The sequence below is a fragment of the Mangrovibacterium sp. genome (assembly GCF_041596335.1).
GTDB lineage: Bacteria > Bacteroidota > Bacteroidia > Bacteroidales > Prolixibacteraceae > Mangrovibacterium.
On the sequence record NZ_JBFHIT010000006.1, the window covers coordinates 22703 to 40877 of the forward strand.

The 18175-nt window shown below is 44.3% G+C and carries 19 protein-coding genes; 3 read left to right on the top strand and 16 right to left on the bottom strand.

The window, feature by feature from the left end:
- Positions 1-146 precede the first annotated feature (146 nt).
- The 6 genes from ABZD21_RS03755 to pyrE all read right to left on the bottom strand — a co-directional run bounded on the left by ABZD21_RS03755 (position 147) and on the right by pyrE (position 4912).
- On the bottom strand, positions 147-749 hold the full coding sequence (locus ABZD21_RS03755) for a response regulator transcription factor (RefSeq protein ID WP_372772990.1): 603 nt from the start codon (positions 747-749) through the stop codon (positions 147-149).
- Positions 749-1459: a hemerythrin domain-containing protein gene (locus ABZD21_RS03760; protein ID WP_372772991.1), complete on the bottom strand. Its 711-nt coding sequence runs from the start codon at positions 1457-1459 to the stop codon at positions 749-751. The genes ABZD21_RS03755 and ABZD21_RS03760 overlap by 1 nt, the downstream gene beginning before the upstream one ends.
- 130 nt (positions 1460-1589) lie before the next feature.
- Positions 1590-2621 carry a selenide, water dikinase SelD gene (selD, locus tag ABZD21_RS03765; protein ID WP_372772992.1) on the bottom strand — a complete coding sequence of 344 codons (1032 nt, stop codon included), beginning with the start codon at positions 2619-2621 and terminating at the stop codon, positions 1590-1592.
- Positions 2614-3648, bottom strand: coding sequence for a tRNA 2-selenouridine(34) synthase MnmH (gene mnmH / locus ABZD21_RS03770; protein ID WP_372772993.1), 1035 nt, complete (start codon positions 3646-3648; stop codon positions 2614-2616). The genes selD and mnmH overlap by 8 nt, the downstream gene beginning before the upstream one ends.
- Before the next feature lie 55 nt (positions 3649-3703).
- Positions 3704-4153: a hypothetical protein gene (locus tag ABZD21_RS03775; RefSeq protein ID WP_372772994.1), complete on the bottom strand. Its 450-nt coding sequence runs from the start codon at positions 4151-4153 to the stop codon at positions 3704-3706.
- Positions 4154-4276: 123 nt separating this feature from the next.
- Positions 4277-4912: an orotate phosphoribosyltransferase gene (gene pyrE, locus ABZD21_RS03780; protein ID WP_372772995.1), complete on the bottom strand. Its 636-nt coding sequence runs from the start codon at positions 4910-4912 to the stop codon at positions 4277-4279.
- A 32-nt stretch (positions 4913-4944) separates the two neighbouring features.
- Here pyrE and ABZD21_RS03785 point away from each other — a divergent pair, with 32 nt between their 5' ends.
- Entirely contained in the window at positions 4945-5571 is a 627-nt protein-coding gene (locus ABZD21_RS03785) for an NUDIX hydrolase (protein WP_372772996.1), read from the top strand.
- Here the strand turns inward: ABZD21_RS03785 and ABZD21_RS03790 are convergent.
- Positions 5559-6977, bottom strand: coding sequence for a peroxiredoxin family protein (locus ABZD21_RS03790; protein ID WP_372772997.1), 1419 nt, complete (start codon positions 6975-6977; stop codon positions 5559-5561). The genes ABZD21_RS03785 and ABZD21_RS03790 overlap by 13 nt on opposite strands.
- A gap of 2 nt (positions 6978-6979) precedes the next feature.
- Positions 6980-7453 (bottom strand): pantetheine-phosphate adenylyltransferase, encoded by a 474-nt coding sequence (coaD, locus tag ABZD21_RS03795; protein ID WP_372772998.1) that lies wholly within the window; start codon positions 7451-7453, stop codon positions 6980-6982.
- A gap of 323 nt (positions 7454-7776) precedes the next feature.
- Here coaD and ABZD21_RS03800 point away from each other — a divergent pair, with 323 nt between their 5' ends.
- Both ABZD21_RS03800 and ABZD21_RS03805 read left to right on the top strand, forming a co-directional pair.
- Positions 7777-9192 (top strand): glycosyltransferase, encoded by a 1416-nt coding sequence (locus ABZD21_RS03800; protein ID WP_372772999.1) that lies wholly within the window; start codon positions 7777-7779, stop codon positions 9190-9192.
- 4 nt (positions 9193-9196) lie between these two features.
- Entirely contained in the window at positions 9197-11014 is a 1818-nt protein-coding gene (locus ABZD21_RS03805; RefSeq protein ID WP_372773000.1) for a hypothetical protein, read from the top strand.
- 101 nt (positions 11015-11115) lie between these two features.
- Here ABZD21_RS03805 and ABZD21_RS03810 read toward each other — a convergent pair whose 3' ends face one another.
- From ABZD21_RS03810 to ABZD21_RS03845, 8 genes are all read right to left on the bottom strand, one after another.
- Positions 11116-12699: an ArnT family glycosyltransferase gene (locus ABZD21_RS03810; protein ID WP_372773001.1), complete on the bottom strand. Its 1584-nt coding sequence runs from the start codon at positions 12697-12699 to the stop codon at positions 11116-11118.
- A 406-nt stretch (positions 12700-13105) separates the two neighbouring features.
- Complete coding sequence (locus ABZD21_RS03815; RefSeq protein ID WP_372773002.1) at positions 13106-14269, bottom strand: sigma-54-dependent transcriptional regulator; 1164 nt, start codon at positions 14267-14269, stop codon at positions 13106-13108.
- 30 nt (positions 14270-14299) lie between these two features.
- Positions 14300-15412: a phosphatase gene (locus ABZD21_RS03820; protein WP_372773003.1), complete on the bottom strand. Its 1113-nt coding sequence runs from the start codon at positions 15410-15412 to the stop codon at positions 14300-14302.
- A 67-nt stretch (positions 15413-15479) separates the two neighbouring features.
- Positions 15480-15710: a PLD nuclease N-terminal domain-containing protein gene (locus ABZD21_RS03825; RefSeq protein ID WP_372773004.1), complete on the bottom strand. Its 231-nt coding sequence runs from the start codon at positions 15708-15710 to the stop codon at positions 15480-15482.
- A 52-nt stretch (positions 15711-15762) separates the two neighbouring features.
- Positions 15763-16563: a M48 family metallopeptidase gene (locus ABZD21_RS03830; protein WP_372773005.1), complete on the bottom strand. Its 801-nt coding sequence runs from the start codon at positions 16561-16563 to the stop codon at positions 15763-15765.
- Complete coding sequence (locus ABZD21_RS03835) at positions 16560-16997, bottom strand: hypothetical protein (RefSeq protein WP_372773006.1); 438 nt, start codon at positions 16995-16997, stop codon at positions 16560-16562. Before ABZD21_RS03835 ends, ABZD21_RS03830 begins: the two co-directional genes overlap by 4 nt.
- Positions 16994-17410 carry a DUF2752 domain-containing protein gene (locus tag ABZD21_RS03840; protein ID WP_372773007.1) on the bottom strand — a complete coding sequence of 139 codons (417 nt, stop codon included), beginning with the start codon at positions 17408-17410 and terminating at the stop codon, positions 16994-16996. The genes ABZD21_RS03835 and ABZD21_RS03840 overlap by 4 nt, the downstream gene beginning before the upstream one ends.
- Before the next feature lie 3 nt (positions 17411-17413).
- Positions 17414-17749, bottom strand: coding sequence for a TM2 domain-containing protein (locus ABZD21_RS03845; protein WP_372773008.1), 336 nt, complete (start codon positions 17747-17749; stop codon positions 17414-17416).
- Positions 17750-18175: the final 426 nt, after the last annotated feature.

The window sequence follows — 18175 nt, forward strand, 5'->3', positions numbered from 1 at the left end:
GCATCGAAGATTGAATAAAACTCCTGTTATAAAACCACGATTTTGCGGTTTTCCGGGCTTCTGTTGGCATTATGTTCATTATTGTCCGACAGTCGCTTTTTTCGAACAGAGCGATGACGGTAGTTAGGTTAGGGAATCACGAGCAATTAAATCAGTTCTTCTAAATTGATGTCTGTAATATCCAGCAGGTTATTCATGATGGCATAAACCGTGAGACCTGAGATGGATTTGATGTTCAGCTTTTCGGTGATGTTTTTTCGGTGTGAGATAACCGTGTGGATGCTGATATTCAGCTTGTCGGCTATTTCTTTATTCGATAGGCCCAGGGCAATTTGCCGGATCACATCTTTTTCGCGTTGGGTGAGGTCGCTGTTTTCAGCCGTTATAGCTTTGATTTTACTGGCCGATTTGCGTATCACTTGAACCAGCGTTTGGATTTCGAGGTTGGTGGCCAGTACATTTAAATCGTAATCATACCCTTCTACCAGCCCATCCTTGTCAGTCGACGGGCTCAGGCTCACCAAAAATACATGGTTGTTTCGGCGTAACCGTTCTTCCGTTTCGACGGGTAGGGTCATTCCTTTTTGCAAAATAATAATGATCAGATTGTTGCTAATCGCTGCAAATGAATTTAAGTCGTCAATGGAGCTCAGTTGCGTGATCTCCATTTTGAAGTACTCTTGCAATACCCAGGTTAGCCCTTTGCGGATAATTTCGGAAGGATGAATGATAAATACGTTCTCTTCCATTACTGAGCGGGTTTTGTTTTTACTTCCTCTTCCAACATGATCACTTGTTGCACCAAAATCGCGTCTTCAATGCGCGCATGATCGTACAAGTCTTTTTCGAACTGAAACAAGGCCAGTAAGAACTCATTCATGGCATTGTGATCATAATTGGGGTCCAGGTATTTAATCACCAGATTTTTCAGGTCGCTCAGTTTTTCCTCTACATTGGTGTGCTCATCTTCGTACTCAGCAATCGACTTTTGATCGGGTTGTCGGTTTCGGTTTTTATACAAATTTACAATGTACGGGAAAACCTTTTCGTCTTCAGTCTTTAAATGGAGCAGTAATTCCGTCTTGTATTTTTTGTAAAAGGAGCTGATCATTTTCAAACTGTCACAGTTGTCCCGGCAGGTTTCCATCACCTTGGTAAGAAGTCGTTCGATTTTCGGAAGCACATAACCGATGTAGTAGTTGTGCGTATTTTTCAAATAATCAATCAGCAAAAGAGGGGAGAAGGACAAAAGTTCCTGCTCCGGGAAATAATTTTCGTCGGTGTAGGTGTTGACAATCGCCAGAAAAAAATCGGGGTTTACATCTTGCTCTGTACATATTTCGGCAATGGTTTTCTCTTTGAACCCCAGCCGGATACCAAAACGGTTGATCACCGGCAGTAGATTGCAGTTGGCGGTAACCAACGAACTCATCTTGTCTTCTTTTTTGAATAGCTTCATAATGCTTTTTCTCCGAATTTGCGATTCTGTTTCGAACTAAACACTCCGACAATCTTTTAAACAGTTTTAGTGCTAATTTGATCGGCTTAATTTCAAATTAACCCCGTTTTTAACTGAACCCCGGATTGAATTATTTTACTTCAATCAGAAATTCAGCTTTATCTTTCAGAAAACCAAATGGATGGGTTTGAAATCCGTGTCGTTCCAGAATTTCTTCAATTTTAGCCGCTTCAGCAGGCTCAACAGCAATGAGCAAGCCACCGCTTGTTTGCGGGTCACAAAGAATTAGTTTTTCATCGTCGGTGCGCAGCTTAATGCTACAACCATAGCTGCTCCAGTTACGGAACGTTCCGCCCGGAATGCATTTTTGTTCGATATATTCATCTACCCCCGCGAAACGGGGAATCTTCTCAAATTCAATTTCAGCCGATAAATTGCTGCCTTCACACATTTCGGTTAGATGGCCAAGCAATCCGAAGCCGGTGACGTCGGTCATTGCGCGGATGCCTTCAATTGCCGCGAAGTCGAGACCAATGTTGTTCAGCCGGCACATGGATTCGGGCGCGAGTTGGGCATGCTCGGCTTTTAACTTGCCTTGTTTTTCGGCCGTGGTAAATACACCCACGCCCAACGGTTTCGTCAAATAGAGCAGGCAGCCCGAGGTGGCAGTGTCATTTCGCTTGAGCTTGGTTAGCTCCACATTTCCGGTGACAGCCAATCCGAAAATAGGCTCCGGACTGTCGATACTGTGACCTCCGGCCAGAACAATTCCAGCTTCGAGGCAGGCTTCGCGACCGCCATCCATCACCTTTTGTGCCACCTCTGCCGGTAGCTTATCGACCGGCCATCCCAGAATGGCAATCGCCAGCAGGGGCTTTCCTCCCATGGCGTATACATCGCTGATAGCATTGGTGGCGGCAATTTTTCCAAAGGTGAACGGATCGTCAACAATGGGCATGAAAAAATCGGTTGTACTAATGATCGCTGTTCCATCGAGCATGTCGTACACCGCTGCATCGTCGCGACTTTGATTGCCGACCAGTAATCGTTGATCTTCGGGCATACTGGTGGTGTGATGCAAGATGGTGCTCAAAACCTGTGGCGATATTTTGCATCCGCAGCCGGCACCGTGACTATATTGAGTGAGTCGAATTTCAGACATAACTTTCCAAATAATTTAATATAATTTCCGCATTTTCCCTGGCATTGGTATCCTTCAGTTCCAGAGTGTCCACGTTTGACTGATCGCGCGAATTCATACCAATCAGGTACGATTTGTCGTAATAGAACAAGGCAATTTTAGCGACTTCGAAATAGTTTCCGTCAGCCAAATAGTGCAGGGCGTTTTTGACCGCCAACCCACCCAACCGTTTCGAAATTCGCTGGATGGAGTAAGCCAGTTCTTCCGAAAGACAATTGCCGTATTCCTTTACCAGATGCGCTGCCCTTTTTTCAGCCGGAATGTTGACAAAATAAAGCTTTTGCTGCCGCATTTGAGTGAACAGATTCATGGGGATTTTCACCGCTCCAATGTTATGACTTTCATCTTCAAGCCAAATGGGACGTGAAAAATCGAGTCGGCGGAATTCGTCGAACAGCATGTTTTCAAACTGTTCGACTGTGGGCTGCTCCGGTAGTCCGATGCCACCAAAAGCAGAACCTTTGTGGTTGGCCAGATGTTCGAGGTCCACAACCTGATGTCCGCGTTGTTTCAAAGCCTGCAAAATATGGGTTTTGCCGCTACCGGTATATCCTCCAAGAATTCTCAGTTTGAATGGGAAGTCGAAGGTTTTGAGCACATGATTTCGAAAGGCTTTATAGCCACCTTCAATCAAAAAAACAGTCTGAAATCCGTTGTCCGACAAATGTTGGGCAAACGCTGCACTCCGCATTCCTCCCCGCCAGCAATGCACAACAACTTGTCTGTCAGGTGCAATAAGTGTAGCTTGCTCAATGAAATCGCGAAGCTTTGGCGTTACAAATTTATAGCCCAGCTCAATGGCTTTTTCCCTCGAATGACGAACGTACATGGTGCCAACTTCGGCTCGCTCAGCGTCGTTGAAAAGCGGAATGTTGTGCGCTCCCGGAACATGGCCTTTGGCAAACTCGCCCGGCGACCGCACATCAATTAATGGCAGGCTTCCGGCCTTTTGCTCGAAGTATTGTGCTATATTCAGTTTGGTCACCATGGTGGTTTGCGGTTTTATAGGTGTGTTTGTTGGTTGGGGAGTGACATGCCATCGATTAACGATAGGGCAGTTTTGCGAGCATGTCAGCCAATTGGTTGATGCCTTCGCCTAGTTTTTTATTCACCATCATTTTTATCATCATGCTCATCTCGGCATGCAGCGTCAATTTCATTTTCGATTGGTACGGTGTTACAGGTAACAGCTGAATCCAAAATGTGATGCCAATTGGCAAACTTCCGGAGCTTGCTAATTTGATGGTGCTTGCCGGTTCGCGGTCGATAATGCGAATCTCGGCTTGTCCCATTCCTGAGATTTTGAACCGACAGGAATCAGCGTCTGATTCAAAGTCTGAAACCTTGACTTGTGGTATCGTTTCGTTTATTTTCGACAATAAACCTTCGTTAATGTAGGTCGAAAGATTTTCGAAATTCGACAGGTAGTTGTATACAACGTCTTGATTTTGCTCAACGATTTTGATATCGCTGATATATTTTTCTAATCCCATAGTTGGTGGGTTAATGAGCGGGCTTTTTGTTTTCCCGGACTCGGTTGATGAATATGACTCTAAAAACAGAAAAATCCCCGACGGGGCCGGGGATTGCTATGTATCTGTTTGATTTTGTCTGGATTATTTACCCCAGTTTGCAGGATCTTCACGCCATTTGTTCAACGATTCGAGCTGACTTTCTTCAATGTCGCCCGATTCAAGAGCAACTTCGAGTAGCGTTTGGTAGCGGCTTAAAGTTGTCAGTTCAATTCCGGCTTTTTCGAAAGCTTGTTGAGCAACCGGGAAATTGTAGGTGAATATCGCCAACATACCTAAAACTTCAGCACCTCCGGCCGATGTGATTGCTTCGGCAGCTTTCAGACTGCTAATTCCGGTTGATACTAAATCTTCAATCACAACAACTTTTTGTCCGGCTTTTAAATCACCTTCAATCAGGTTTTCCAAACCATGATCCTTCGGTTTCGACCGAACATAAATAAATGGTAAGCCTAGCTCTTCAGCAATTAGTACACCGATGGCGATTGCTCCGGTAGCTACCCCGGCAATTACTTCGGCATTCGGGTATTTCTCGCGAAGGATTTTTACGAATTGCTTGCAAACGAACGTTCTGGCTTCAGGATAGGACAATAATTTACGATTGTCGCAGTAGATGGGTGCTTTCCAGCCTGATGCCCAGGTAAATGGGTTTGCCGGTTGGATTTTTATTGTGTTAATTTGTACGAGCTTTTTTGTTACTTCCAAATGGATGTCTTGCATAATTGTAATTGTTTAATCTGAATTCCCCGCAAATGTACAAAGTTTTTTTCAATGAGTACCTGATTCGTTTTACCCCCAAATTTAAGAATTCACTTTTGGGTAACATTGGTGATGTAGTTGAAATTCAGAGCATTAGTAAGTTTTTCGAAATGTTGAAATTGCTTGAAAAACGGAAATATGCTGAACAACCTATCCTTAATTGTTTGATTGAAAAAGACTTCATGCCGGAATTGATCGCACAGATGAATGTGATTCCGGCCGCAGGAGGAATTACCCGAAATGCAGCGGGAAAAATCCTGTTTATCCGGCGGTTTGATCGGTGGGATTTACCCAAAGGTAAAATCGAGGCCAACGAGTCGGTTGAAGAAGCTGCCCTTCGGGAAGTGGAAGAGGAGTGTGGTTTGTCGGGCATTCGCTTAGGTCGCCGAATCACTTCAACTTACCATATTTACCGGTCGCCGTTTATAGCCGAACCGAATAATTGGGTTTGGAAAGAAACCACTTGGTTCGAAATGTTTTATGACGGCGTAGAGGTTCCTGTTCCGCAAATCGCAGAGGATATTACCGACATCCGGTGGTTTGATCCTCAAAATATGGACGTGGTTTACGAGTCGACCTACGGTAATTTACTTGAACTACTAAACGATTATTTAGCTTGATTTCTGAATTTTTCGATTTGTCGTTGTTTCATCAAACCAGATAGTTGCCGCGACAAGCCTTCCGTTGGGTTTAGTGCCGGAGCATACAGCAAGTTTCCTTGTTCATCCACCAGATACGAAATCGGGAAGGTTTTAATCCGGTATTTCTCCAACTGTTGGTCATCAACAAGTATAAACCGACCGGGCCAGTTTTGCTGAGTGATCAATGCTTTTTTTGCGAGGTCGGCCATAGGCAGGAGGTTGATAAATTCAACTTTGCCTTTAAATTGGTCCGCGATATTTTTCAACTCGTCTAAATGTTGGCGGCAAATCGGGTTGGTGACGCTGCTAAAATGCAGGACAACCAATTTCCCGCGAAGGTCTGATAACTTAAACGACTGTCCGTTCAAATCGGCACCACTGATAGTCGGAGCAGCGGTTCCAGCGGTTAAATAGGTCAGTTTATGCTGAAGGGCTTTGGCCACTTCTTTTTCTTGTGCATTCCAATTACTGCCGGCTATTTTCTCCAACAGGGAAAGCATTGTTTTTGGGTTGAATTGTCCCTGGTAATAGCCATCGGCAATACCTTTCAGAATGACCATTCGACTTAAAGCCGGGCTCCATTTCTTTTGTCCCGTCAGGTAATTTTCAATCTCTGCCAAATTTCCTTTGCCAACCATATTTCGAAATTGATCGCCACCAATGCGGTTGCTCTCCTGGTAAAAGAAACCGGTAAATTGTTGTTCAAACAACTGTGTATAAGGCGGTAGGTTGAAGGGCAACGGCTGCCGGTCGAGATAGGTTTTGATAAATTCATTCGCATTGTCCTGGTTCAGGGCAAAACGAATTGTCGCCAGTCGGTAGAATTTGTAGTCTTCAAAATACCCGTTCTTCGTCTTCGGAAACTGACGAACCAAACGAGCCGTCATCGAATCGGCTGCAGCATGAGACTTGTCTTTAAAAATCTGGCCAAAATAGTTCGCTTCCTCTCGAACATAGGCAGCTTCGAACGACCGGATTAGTTCGTTGATATCGTTTTTTTCCGCATCTCGTAGTCCGAACGGAATTTCAATAGGTTGCAAAAAAGGATTTCGCTTTTCAGCTTCGGTTAGCGGTTGGTAGCCGGGCAGTAGCAAGTGATAGTTGGCACCCGGTTGTAAATATAATTCAGCTTTCCACCGATCGAAAGTGGCAAAACAAAAGCTGGTCTGTTTGACCGGAACCGAGGTGTCAAACGTACCGTCAGCCAGAACTTGAATTGTGGCGACAGTGGAGGTGCGATCGGTAATCGGGTCGGTTTGCACAAGCAGATCGATGCTTTTTCCGGCATAGCCGGGAGCTATCCCGCTAATTTTTACGGGCTGTGTTTGCGCCTTCGTATTCAGAAAAAGGGCAAACAGCAAGACGATGGAAAGAAACCGGATCATTTTTAAAGCGTGAATTCATCCATATTCAACCCTTTCGGGATAAACATACTGGCATCACCGCCATGTAAAATAATATCGCGCACAATCGACGAGTTAATCGGCGTGTGCTCGGGCATGGTGAGCAGAAAAACAGTTTCAATATTGGAATAAAGTTTTTTATTCATTTGAGCAATGGCCCGTTCATATTCAAAATCAGCCGATGTACGCAAACCACGCAATATGTAGCTTGCGTTTACCGAGCGGGCAAAATCAACCGTTAGCCCTTCGTGCGTCCGAACTTCAATTTTCGGCTGATCGTCAAAAACCTGTGCAATCCATCGTTCTCTTTTTTCAAGCGGGAAAAACGATTGTTTTTTCGTGTTGTAACCAATCATAATGATGATCTTATCGAACATCGGAATTGCACGGCGTACAACACTTTCGTGTCCGATGGTAAACGGGTCGAACGAACCGGGGAATATGGCAATTTTCTCCATGAGCATAATTTGAATCAATCGTCCAAATATAAACGATAAAATCTGGAAAGCCGAAAATATACCGACTTTCTCAGATCGTTGCCCATTTTGATGCCTGTTCGTGTTTCGGGTCGAAGTTACGTTCTCCGATCAGGCAGTTTGAGTCACATCGCATGGTTGAAGTCTAAACGGAGTTAATTAAAGGTTAGTTATCAGCAGAATTTTCTATTTTTACCCGAGTGTTAGCTGTTAGCAGAAGCATAAAATCAACCGACCGGTTTATCTGACAAAACGAATGAATTCATGGGTTTGTTTTCACCGGTTAATTAATGACCAACTAGTCTATGACAAACCAAACGAAACAAAGCCTAATCGATTATTTCGAAGAAAATGCTTCCAGACGCGATCAATGGAAAAAAAGGAACCGGTTTTACCACCTCGTTTTGGAAAAGCAATATTCCTTTATTATTCCCGAAGGAGCGAACGTTTTGGAATTAGGCTGCTCAACCGGAGATTTACTCCATGCTGTGAAACCTGCTTATGGATTGGGAGTCGATTTTTCTGTGAAAGCGATTGAAATTGCCAAAGCAAAATATCCGCAGTTGAATTTTTTGGTGGCCGACGCGATTGAATTTACTACGACCGAAAAGTTTGATTATATCATTGTTTCTGACCTGCTTAGCTCGCTTTGGGATGTTCAAAAGTTTTTCAGGTCGCTTCGGTCTTATGTGAGCCCGTCGACAAAAATTGTTATTTCCAGCTATAATTATTTGTGGGAGCCCACTTTGAGATTGGGTGAAAATTTACGGCTTAAAGCCAAGCAGCCCTTGCAGAACTGGCTGTCGGTGAGGGACCTCGGAAATTTACTTCGACTTGAAAATTTTGAGATTATTACGGTTGACAAGAAGCTGTTGTTTCCCAAATATGTTCCGGTGTTGAATGTGATCGTCAATAAGTTTCTGGCTAACCTTCCGGGGGTGAATGCCTTGAACCTGGTGAATTTCATCACCGCCCGACCGGTCGATTATGCGTCTCAAAAGCAATACTCAACTACCATTGTCATTCCTTCGCGAAACGAAAAGGGAAATGTTGAAAATGCCATCCGGAGAACGCCTTCTTTTGGGTCTCATCAGGAATTTATTTTTATAGAAGGTGGATCGCAGGATGGTACGTACGAAGAAATGTTGCGGGTCCAGAAAGCCTATCCTGACAAAGACATCAAAGTGATGAAACAATCCGGAACGGGAAAAGGGAACGCCGTTCGCGATGCTTTTGAAGTTGCGACCGGTGATATATTGATGATTTTAGATGCCGATTTGACTACTCCGCCTGAAGATATGCCAAAGTTTTACGAAGCACTGTCGACAAATAAAGGGGAGTTTATTAACGGGTGTCGGCTGGTTTACCCCATGGAGAAAGAGGCAATGCGATTCCTGAATTTTCTGGGAAATAAATTTTTCGGCTGGTTTTTTTCATTCTTGTTGGGCCAGCGCCTGAAGGATACCCTTTGCGGGACGAAAGTGCTGTTCCGAACAGATTACGAGAAAATTAAAGCGAACCGAAACTATTTCGGTGATTTTGATCCGTTTGGCGACTTCGATCTATTGTTTGGAGCCGCAAAACTGAATCTTAAAATCACCGAAATCATCGTCAGGTATAAAGATCGGGAATATGGCAGTACACAAATTAGTCGATTCAAGCATGGTTGGCTGCTCATAAAAATGAGTTTCGTAGCTGCTAAAAAAATAAAATTCAGATAGCTCCATGAAATCAAGAACTTCCTTTCTTAAACCGACCATTTCAATCTGGTTTGTTCCGTTGGCCATTCTGTTTTGGGGTTTGTATGCCTACTTTACAAGTCTGCCGTTTTATGTGAAAGGTTGCGACCCGGAATACCCTTATCTGATCAATGGGCTGAATTGCGCTTGTTTAAAGTTCGGGCAAATTGGCCACACCGATCATCCGGGCACCCCGTTTCAGTTGTACAATGGGCTTGTCATTCGGATTGTCCATCTTTTTGCTGGCAAAGATCGTATTGTGGTTGATGTATTGAACCGGCCGGAGTTTTATCTCGGAGCAATTTCAGTTTCGTTGACCCTACTCGCGTCCGTATTGGTTTATTTTATTGGGCGAATTGGCATTAAATCGCACCGGTTTACAAACGTACTGATCTTGCAATTTTCGCTGTTTTATCATCCGGTTTTGCTGGACTTGTTTAATCGCTGCAATCCCGATCGTTTTCTTTCAATTGTAACACTTTTGCTGATTATTGTTTTGCTGAAGTTTTTGTTTGGTGAGAGGTCCAGTCAGTTAAGATTGGCGGTATGGCTGGGGGTGGTTATGGGGCTTGGTTTTGCTACGAAAATAAACTACCTGCCAGTGTTAATTTTTTCGCTGTTTATGCTGAAAAACTGGAAGCACCGGGGAATTTATACAGCGTCCGGATTAGTGTCATTTACCGTGTTTATTTCGCCCATTTTAGGGAAGTTTCAGGAGTTTAAACGGTTCGTTTTTGGAATTATCGGGCACGATGGGTTATATGGTTCGGGCGATGCGCGGGTTTTTAATTTTGAAATGATCGCGAATAATATCAAAACGATTTTCACAACGAATCCAGAGCTTCCGATTATTATTGCATTGCTTCTCTTTGCCCTTGTGGTCGCCCTCCGGAAGCCGGAAAACCGGAAAGAGAGTGTGCTGTTTATGGTCGGGTGCATGGTGTTGATTTTCATTCAACTTTTCATGGTTTCCAAACACTACAAGAATTACTACCTGGCGCCACTTTTCAGCATTTATGGGCTGATGCTTTTTGGAGTCGTATTTCTTCTCGATAAAAATGGATCCTATAGAAAAGTCACCGCAGTGATCAAGTACAGTTTGCCAGCAATCCTACTGCTGTTGTCAACCCGACAAATATTGGCCGGGAATGCTTCTCAGGTGGAATTTAAAAATGATCAGGCGGAAGCAGCGCAGTTTGTCAGAGATCAGATTGATCGGGACGACTACTGGTTTGTGGAGCCAACCTGGGAAAGCGGGCCACAGGTAGAAAATGCACTGGTTTACGGTTTTAGCTATTGCGCCGATCGGATAAATTATGAAGAGGTGCTTCACAGGGTTTATCCGCATGTGATTACTTCTGTTGAAGGTCGCGATCAGGTGAGATTCTGGCATTCTTCGGATGCGTCGCTCGACACGGTGCTCGTTTCCGGTAAAACAATCCATGTGTTATCGACGCCATCGAGGCAGGCCGCAAGGTTGGTTGATGTTGTAAAAAGAACAGCTGCCCAATACAATATTGCGGTTGCGGTTGATACGATTTTCAATCAGCCAGGAACAGGTACCTTTATTATTGCTTTAACTCCGCAACTTGATCCAAATCAGCTGGAGTCTGTTCAAAAGAGGTTGATGATGGACGATTCCGAAAGTCAGGCTGAATTTCAACGTAAAGTTGACTACTACAGCAACGAAATTCGCAATACACCGGAATGGCTTTCGCTGGTGAAGGAAAAAGCCGAAAACAAAGGAATTTCGCTGGACTCCATGATTTACCTCGACGCAGTTTATATGGCCGAGCGTAATTAAATGAATAAAATTGATTGAACCGTTTTGTATCAGTTCTGCACGTTCGGGAATATCAACTTGTTTTTGACATAGAAGCCGCTCAGTCAAACTGAATTAATGGCTTAGCGGGCGATATTGTAGATCCTGATTTTGTTGTACTGACCGATTTGGTCTCCCAGATACGGAGCCAGACTTTCCAGATCGGGTGGTCGGTTTTCGTTATACACAATGTATTTGGCACCAGCCCGAATGCATTCTTCAATAAAAAATCCAAGGTTTCCGCCTTGCAGAAAAGCATCGGTGAACCCTTGAGTTTTCATCCAACCCAAGGTCCGGTTGGGTGAATAATCGCCCAGCGAAATTATTCTGTCGCTGCTGGTAATGTTTAACTCCCGTAAATAGTTCGATATTCCTTTAAATTGAAATTCTTCAAGTTCCATAGTCCAATAGATATATTCCCAGTATTCCTTTTTCGATTTCTCCATAGGGAAATTGTTCCGAACGGCAGATTGATGCGGATTGTAATGTGAGCGAGAAACAACCATGCTGCTATTCAAAAGAAAAGCCAGCAGAATAACGGTCAGCACTTTGTTTGTCCGGGAGTTAATCCATGCCGGATTTTGTCGTCGGACATAAATCAGCCCTGCAGTTAAAACGGCCGGAATAACGATGAGGCTGAAGGTTAGGGAGTAGTCGTGTACATCGAGCATCTTGAAGAACAGGAGTACAAAGGCAACAGTGCCGAGTGCGAAAAGGATGCAAAACTGCAGAAGCAAGGTCGGTGCCTGTTTATGTCGAATTAGTAACAGACCAAAGACGAAAAACAGGAGGATTAGGCCGGCCTGGTTGAAATACGCGGGAACAATATCCCGATATGCCCACTCAATAATTCGGTTAATTTGTTCTGCATTGAGCCTCCATATTGGAAGGATTTCCTGCAAAAACATCGTACTCAGATGCTGTTCGTTGTACCAGTTGGCGTAACGGTTCCATGCAAAATAGGTTCCGGCGATGAACAAAACGGACAGGCTGAGTTCAAACAATTTTTTCCCGCTGACGAATTGTTGCCTTCGGTAAAAAATTAACAGCGCGGAAAGCACTGACAGCAACGAAAGTAGGGCTGTTACCCGGAGCAGCGAGGCAAGGGTGTAAAACAGGCACGCGGCAATCAGGGGAGTAATTTTGCCATTGTGGAGGTATTTGTTGAGGTAGTACAACCCACTCAAAGCCAGTCCTAAGGCAGGCACGTCGGGCGTAAAATTGAAACTGTAATAGCCAATTATTGGCGACGAATACAGGAATAAAAGTACGGCGAAGGACCAAAATTGATCTTTCACCCAATGGTTGATTAGTAAAACCAGATGGTACAGGCCAATCCAAAATATCAGAAGGTTAATCAGTCTGAAGATGCCGGGGGATTCACCCGTTATTTTCCAAATTTTAGCAACCAGATAATAAATGATTGGAAATTCGCTTACCGCTTGCCGGTCGCCATTCGCTCCCGTGTAAAGTAAATGAGGTTCCCAGAACGAATGGTTCTCGGTGAAATACGTTAGGGCAATGGCGTAGCTGTCGCTTTGTCGCCAGGCATGGATCGATTGCGGACCGGCAGACCATAAACGATGGTAACCCATGAAAAAGAAGAGCACAAGAAATAACAGGATGATTATAGATGGGAATGAGTGCCGTTTTAGCCAATTGTTCATGCGTTTTTCTAAGCTTAGTGATCTAAAGGAAAAGATTTTCAAACGGTTGTGAACCGCCGATCAAATTTAGAAAACTTATGAAAAGGAAGCCGTAAAACGGAGAGAAAAAATAAAGAGGAACCTCTGGATAACGGTCGGTACTCCGGACACGCTGACCGGATTTAGATGTTAAAATACGCCATGACAACAACCTATAAACTTTCCGCACTCAGAGGTTCACCATCTTTATGTCGTTTGTAATAGAACGTCAACTTCAATGTCATTTTAAACAACAGAAATCTAAAGATGTTTTCATCTGAATTAAAAAAAATGAAAATAGCAGCAAGCAGCTTCCTGAAATTTAGTTTTAAAACGGTCGACTGCAGCGCTATTTTTTAAATGATTTTGAGTGCGATCCGATTGCTGCTTATTTCAGCGGAGCGGCAAAGGCATCAACATCGGCTCCGGAGATGGTCTTGTCGCACAAAATAATCAAGCGCTCAATTACATTGCGGAACTCGCGGATGTTGCCGGTCCATTTCATTTCCTGCAGTTTTTCAATGGCGTCGGGCAGGATTTTCTTTTGTGGCATACCATATTCGCCACAAATTTGGCTGATAAAATGATCGGCCAGTAGCGGAATATCTTCCGGGCGTTCGTTCAAAGCCGGAACTTTAATCAGGATTACGCTCAGCCGGTGATATAAATCTTCACGGAAATGACCTTTTTCAATCTCCTCGCTCAGGTTTTTGTTGGTGGCAGCCACAACGCGCACGTCAACTTTAATTGGTTTTTCGCCTCCAACCCGGGTAATAATGTTTTCTTGCAATGCGCGCAATACCTTGGCTTGTGCCGACAGGCTCATGTCGCCAATCTCATCCAGGAACAAGGTTCCGCCATCGGCCTGTTCAAATTGTCCTTTGCGTTGTTTTAAAGCCGAGGTGAATGCTCCTTTTTCGTGGCCAAATAATTCACTCTCAATTAGCTCCGATGGAATAGCAGCACAGTTAACTTCGACAAACGGACTGCCTGAACGGTGACTTTTCTCGTGCAAACGACGCGCGATCAGCTCTTTTCCGGTTCCGTTCGATCCGGTAATCAGTACCCGCGCTTCGGTGGGTGCCACCCGGTCGGTCATGTCTATAATTCTGCGGATGGCGGATGACTCGCCTACAATCTCATATTTCTTGCTGACCTTTTTCTTCAGCACCTTTGTTTCTGTAATCAGATTCGACTTGTCCATCGCATTGCGAATGGTAATCAATAATCGGTTGAGATCGAGCGGTTTTTCAATAAAATCGTAAGCTCCTTTTTTGATCGACTCTACCGCCGTATCAATGTTGCCGTGCCCCGAAATCATCACCACCGGAGTGTCGATGCCCAACTCCTGTATATGGCTCAACACTTCAAGACCATCCATTACCGGCATTTTAATGTCGCACAAAACAATGTCGAACTCGTTCTTTTTAAGCAATTCCAGTCCGGCTTTGCCGTCTTCGGCCAAATCAACCTGGTATTTTTCGTACTCCAAAATATCTTTCAGCGTATTGCGGATGCTGCGTTCGTCGTCGATAACTAATATTCTTGACATAGTTCTTTGTTTTCGTCGTGTTCAACAAAACTAATGATTAATCCAATCTCGCAAAACGCCTTCGCGCAAAGCAAAGTCGGTTTGCGTGATTTTAGTAATCTTTAACCTTTTTACCACCAGCTGCATGAGAATGAACGATGGTACAATCATTTCAATTCGCAGCGACTCCATCGCCACCATGTGCTCGCGTTGGGCTTTGGTCGAACGGATGATTTCGTCAGTAATGCGGATAAAGTCATTCATGTCAACGTCTTGTGTGATTCGTGCTTTTGTCCCCGGTGCCGTCTGGTCGATCAGGTCGGCCAGGGTGTCGAAAGCGCCCGAGCAGCCGATAAGTCTGCTTACCGCGGTGCCGTTTAATTGTTGCCACAGTTTGCTCATTCCCTCGTCAAACCAGTGCTCAATGGCCAAACGTTCGTCGGGCAAAATGGGGTCGGAGAGGGGAAATCGTTCCACCACCCGCGCCATTCCCAGAGGGAAACTTTCTTTCCAATATACTTCGCTGTTTTGGGTTTGAATGAATTCGTTGCTCCCTCCGCCAATATCCATTATCAGGCTGTTGTTTGGCAAAAAACCAAAAGCCAGCAGCACACCCCCAAAAATAAGCCGGGCTTCTTCCTCGCCCGAAATGATCGTTAGTTCCAGTCCGGTGGCTTCTCGCAAAGCGCTTGCAAATTCCGCGTTGTTGTCGGCATCGCGCACTGCCGACGTAGCAATCGTGACCACCCGATCGGCGCCAATATCAGCAATTGTACGTTTATGCCGGTTCAGTGCACTAATGGCCCGATCAAACGCTTCCGGTGTCAGTTCTTGTTTGTTGATGCCGCCTTTTCCCAGCTTCACCCCAACTTTTCCCTGATATAACAAATGGTAGTTTTTCCCGTCCTGTTCAGCAATCAATAAGTTGCAGGTGTTGGTTCCCAGATCAATTACAGCCAGTCTCATTTCGTCGGTTTTAATTCGAAGTTTAAAGATAGAAATTGCTCCGGACTGAGGAAATGCATGAGTCGGTTGAATGAAACTCTTTTCAGACGATTTAAAAACCGATAAATTATGGCTGACCATTGAAAGCATGCCACCACATGGCGAATTCGCATGAATGATCCCGTTAGCGATTGAACGTGGTCCGCAATCAAATCGCATCTTTGATGGTGCCGCTTTGTAACCTGTGTTATTGAAACAACAGCATGCGAAAGAGTTCAATGAATCCTCACCGCTGATTATTCGTCCGAATTTTTTGATTGCGGCCAATGAAAAAATACAGCAGAGCGCCAAGCAGATTCAAAAAGATTACGACCAATACCCAAATAATCTTGTTGTTGGCTTCAAAATCATTGCGTAAGATGTCGATTAGTGCAATTAACGGAGGTAAAAATACAATTAAGGTGATCGCTAATATCACGATCAATTCTCCTGATCCAATAAGTCCTAATAAAGTCATCGTTTATCTTATTTTAGGTTGTTGTTCCCAATTGACGATGAAGGCATGAGTATCAATTCAATGCTTCCTGTGCCTTTAACCAATCCCAGCTTTCAGCGCTTATTACAGCTTCGTATTCACCGTCGAGCTTTTTGCAGCGTTCTGCCAGTGACTCTGCTCGTTCTTTCGAGTCGGGATGTGTGCTGATCCAGTTGATAAAGTCGGGTTGGTCAGTTTCGTTCAAACTAAGTTTGTATAGAAAGTCGGCCAGGGGAGCCGGGTTTATTTTGGCGTTCAGCAGGTATTCCAATGCTGTTTCGTCGGCCTCGCGTTCCAGTTCCCGGTCAAATGCCGTCGAGCTGAGCAGTTTGGCTACATCTTTGGCGAAGATCGATCCATTGTTTCCTCCGGTCATCGAAATTAAGGCAGTCAACCCGATTTCCTTGCCCAGCTTTTTCATAACATGGTTCAACTCAATGTGGGCCAGCTCGTGTCCAATTACTCCGGCCAATTCTTCCGGATTATCGGTTTCGCGTAGTAGCCCCGAATAAATAACAAGATGCTTGGCCGGCAGTGCAAAAGCGTTTACTTCGTCGCGATCTAACAAATGGAGATGAATCGTTTCACGCTCAATTTGGTTGGCCGTGCAAACCTTTGAAACAATGCTGTCAATTGGTGCAAGAAGCGCCGAGTCGGTCAGTTCAGCAGCGTTGCTAGTGAATGATTCCAGGAAAAGCTCACTTAGTTTTTCTTCGGTTGATTGGGTCGCCTTTTCAATCCGAAGCAGATTCATCCAGTCGATTTGATTTAACAGAAACCAAGTCGCCAAAAACAAAAAAATGATAGCTAAACCTTGAAAGAGGGTCTTTTTCATACGTTTGGTTTGCAAAGTAAGTTGGTTAAGCGGCCATAAAACCACCATTCCACATGAATCCCTTTTCGGGTTTGAATCGCCGTGTAAATCGTTGCGATAAATTCGGAAAGGTTGAAGAGGAAGGCCGAAATAAGGTAAGCGATATACGCATTTGTAATTGTAGCCGGGCCAAACAGCACCGAGATAGTCCACCAAAAACCATAGCTATTGATTACCAGCAGCGATGCTTGCGATAACAAAGCCTGCATGCAATGCCAACGCACAAAATAAGTTCCTTTGCGGTTGCCCATATAAAAAATGAAGGTAGCCGCCAGATTGATAATGGGTAATGGAAGTCCGGCCATAACGGCGATCAGCGACATGAGGTAGCTATTCGATGCTTTTTCGGCCTCATGCTCTCCTGGTTCGTAAATGAAGGTGTTTGTTTGTATCATAGTCCTTTAACGATAGTCCAAATCCAGTTGATGATGATAGCTAAGCTGAAGACGACGGCCGGAGCAGGTCTTCGGATAAATAGCTCTGTTTTTAGGTAGGATCGGTGCAATGTGTCACGTTTCCCGAATAGGTCGAATAACAGCCAAAACGGAATAATTAGTAGCCCGATACCTGACAATAAGCCAAGCGGATTTATCAATGCCGCATTCAACAGATGCCCCTGACTCAACTCTAACACCGCGCGCGTTGAACCGCACGAAGGACAAGGAATAGTGGTGATATTTTTGAAAAGGCATACGGTTGGTAGCCCAAGTTCTTCGGTTACCCGGTGTAGTTGAAAAAACAACCAAGCATAGCCCAAAAAGCAGGCTATGCTTAGTATAAGATATAATCTGGTGCGACTAATCGGCACGAATTAAATAACTTGATTCAATCTGTCGAAGTTCTTTTCGCGAGTGGCTCCCATGATCAGAAACCAGTCGATGATGGCCCAAATACCCAATCCTCCGCAGGTGAGTAATTTGCCAATACCAAGGCCGGTGTCGCCAATCAGAAATCGATCAACACCAAATCCCCCGGCAAGGAGAGATACAATCAACGAAATTGTAGGGTCTTTAAACTGAAGGGTCTGTGCCATGGCCCATTTTGAATCATCCATCGCCAACAATCGCTCACGGATACTTGGTAGTTGGTGACTTTCAAAAAACTTTCCACTGCTCAAGATAAACATATCAACTTTTTGTGCTTCCATTTAGGTTTTAGTTAGATGTAATTCCTACTCGTTTGGCTTTTCGGTATCGCCCCGTTTGTTTGGTTTCCGGCTTCCTGTGCGACTTCGTAAGAAATCATTTTAAATATAATTGATTATGAATAATCTCTCCGGTTCTAATCATAGTTTATATCATTTCTAAATTGCTGTGCAGGTAAAAGAGTGGCATCATTCAGTGAATAAAAAAAACATTTGAAATGCCCAAAGTCTCACTGCTGTAGTCTCATAGACGATTTAATTGGTGGCCCGATTTGTATACCTTTTCTATTTTGCGCTGTATGGAATGATACCATAAAAGTTCACCTCTGGATTTTACCCCAAACTTTTTTTGATTGGCATCGATATTATTCGCCGAATGCAAAGTACAAATCATCTTCGAGCAGATGCCGGAGCCTATTTTAGGGCTCT

Coding starts and splice junctions, on each gene's coding strand:
- ABZD21_RS03755 (WP_372772990.1), bottom strand. CDS start 749: ATGGAAGAGAACGTATTTATCATTCATCCTTCCGAAATTATCCGCAAA.
- ABZD21_RS03760 (WP_372772991.1), bottom strand. CDS start 1,459: ATGAAGCTATTCAAAAAAGAAGACAAGATGAGTTCGTTGGTTACCGCC.
- selD (WP_372772992.1), bottom strand. CDS start 2,621: ATGTCTGAAATTCGACTCACTCAATATAGTCACGGTGCCGGCTGCGGA.
- mnmH (WP_372772993.1), bottom strand. CDS start 3,648: ATGGTGACCAAACTGAATATAGCACAATACTTCGAGCAAAAGGCCGGA.
- ABZD21_RS03775 (WP_372772994.1), bottom strand. CDS start 4,153: ATGGGATTAGAAAAATATATCAGCGATATCAAAATCGTTGAGCAAAAT.
- pyrE (WP_372772995.1), bottom strand. CDS start 4,912: ATGCAAGACATCCATTTGGAAGTAACAAAAAAGCTCGTACAAATTAAC.
- ABZD21_RS03785 (WP_372772996.1), top strand. CDS start 4,945: ATGTACAAAGTTTTTTTCAATGAGTACCTGATTCGTTTTACCCCCAAA.
- ABZD21_RS03790 (WP_372772997.1), bottom strand. CDS start 6,977: ATGATCCGGTTTCTTTCCATCGTCTTGCTGTTTGCCCTTTTTCTGAAT.
- coaD (WP_372772998.1), bottom strand. CDS start 7,453: ATGGAGAAAATTGCCATATTCCCCGGTTCGTTCGACCCGTTTACCATC.
- ABZD21_RS03800 (WP_372772999.1), top strand. CDS start 7,777: ATGACAAACCAAACGAAACAAAGCCTAATCGATTATTTCGAAGAAAAT.
- ABZD21_RS03805 (WP_372773000.1), top strand. CDS start 9,197: ATGAAATCAAGAACTTCCTTTCTTAAACCGACCATTTCAATCTGGTTT.
- ABZD21_RS03810 (WP_372773001.1), bottom strand. CDS start 12,699: ATGAACAATTGGCTAAAACGGCACTCATTCCCATCTATAATCATCCTG.
- ABZD21_RS03815 (WP_372773002.1), bottom strand. CDS start 14,269: ATGTCAAGAATATTAGTTATCGACGACGAACGCAGCATCCGCAATACG.
- ABZD21_RS03820 (WP_372773003.1), bottom strand. CDS start 15,412: ATGCGATTTGATTGCGGACCACGTTCAATCGCTAACGGGATCATTCAT.
- ABZD21_RS03825 (WP_372773004.1), bottom strand. CDS start 15,710: ATGACTTTATTAGGACTTATTGGATCAGGAGAATTGATCGTGATATTA.
- ABZD21_RS03830 (WP_372773005.1), bottom strand. CDS start 16,563: ATGAAAAAGACCCTCTTTCAAGGTTTAGCTATCATTTTTTTGTTTTTG.
- ABZD21_RS03835 (WP_372773006.1), bottom strand. CDS start 16,997: ATGATACAAACAAACACCTTCATTTACGAACCAGGAGAGCATGAGGCC.
- ABZD21_RS03845 (WP_372773008.1), bottom strand. CDS start 17,749: ATGGAAGCACAAAAAGTTGATATGTTTATCTTGAGCAGTGGAAAGTTT.